The following is a 1340-nucleotide window of genomic DNA, read 5'->3' as shown; positions in this document are numbered from 1 at the left end:
CAAGCCTCACGGGCAATTAGTATTGGTTAGCTCAACGCCTCACAGCGCTTACACACCCAACCTATCAACGTCGTAGTCTTCGACGGCCCTTTAGGGGATTCAAGATCCCAGTGAGATCTCATCTTGAGGCAAGTTTCCCGCTTAGATGCTTTCAGCGGTTATCTCTTCCGAACATAGCTACCCGGCAATGCCACTGGCGTGACAACCGGAACACCAGAGGTTCGTCCACTCCGGTCCTCTCGTACTAGGAGCAGCCCCTCTCAAATCTCAAACGTCCACGGCAGATAGGGACCGAACTGTCTCACGACGTTCTAAACCCAGCTCGCGTACCACTTTAAATGGCGAACAGCCATACCCTTGGGACCGGCTTCAGCCCCAGGATGTGATGAGCCGACATCGAGGTGCCAAACACCGCCGTCGATATGAACTCTTGGGCGGTATCAGCCTGTTATCCCCGGAGTACCTTTTATCCGTTGAGCGATGGCCCTTCCATACAGAACCACCGGATCACTAAGACCTACTTTCGTACCTGCTCGACGTGTTTGTCTCGCAGTCAAGCGCGCTTTTGCCTTTATACTCTACGACCGATTTCCGACCGGTCTGAGCGCACCTTCGTACTCCTCCGTTACTCTTTGGGAGGAGACCGCCCCAGTCAAACTACCCACCATACACTGTCCTCGATCCGGATAACGGACCTGAGTTAGAACCTCAAAGTTGCCAGGGTGGTATTTCAAGGATGGCTCCATGAGAACTGGCGTCCCCACTTCAAAGCCTCCCACCTATCCTACACAAGCAAATTCAAAGTCCAGTGCAAAGCTATAGTAAAGGTTCACGGGGTCTTTCCGTCTAGCCGCGGATACACTGCATCTTCACAGCGATTTCAATTTCACTGAGTCTCGGGTGGAGACAGCGCCGCCATCGTTACGCCATTCGTGCAGGTCGGAACTTACCCGACAAGGAATTTCGCTACCTTAGGACCGTTATAGTTACGGCCGCCGTTTACCGGGGCTTCGATCAAGAGCTTCGCTTGCGCTAACCCCATCAATTAACCTTCCGGCACCGGGCAGGCGTCACACCCTATACGTCCACTTTCGTGTTTGCAGAGTGCTGTGTTTTTAATAAACAGTCGCAGCGGCCTGGTATCTTCGACCGGCATGGGCTTACGGAGCAAGTCCTTCACCCTCGCCGGCGCACCTTCTCCCGAAGTTACGGTGCCATTTTGCCTAGTTCCTTCACCCGAGTTCTCTCAAGCGCCTTGGTATTCTCTACCTAACCACCTGTGTCGGTTTGGGGTACGGTTCCCAGTTATCTGAAGCTTAGGAGCTTTTCTTGGAAGCATG

The 1340-nt window shown here is 53.4% G+C and carries 1 rRNA gene; it reads right to left on the bottom strand.

What is annotated here, in order from left to right:
• Window positions 1-1340: ribosomal RNA gene (locus ACF8FB_RS05875) — 23S ribosomal RNA — on the bottom strand; the annotation flags it as partial.

The sequence above is a fragment of the Pseudomonas sp. yb_2 genome (genome assembly GCF_043103905.1).
Classification (GTDB): Bacteria; Pseudomonadota; Gammaproteobacteria; order Pseudomonadales; family Pseudomonadaceae; genus Aquipseudomonas; species Aquipseudomonas alloputida.
This window is presented reverse-complemented; position numbering and strand designations above follow the sequence as displayed.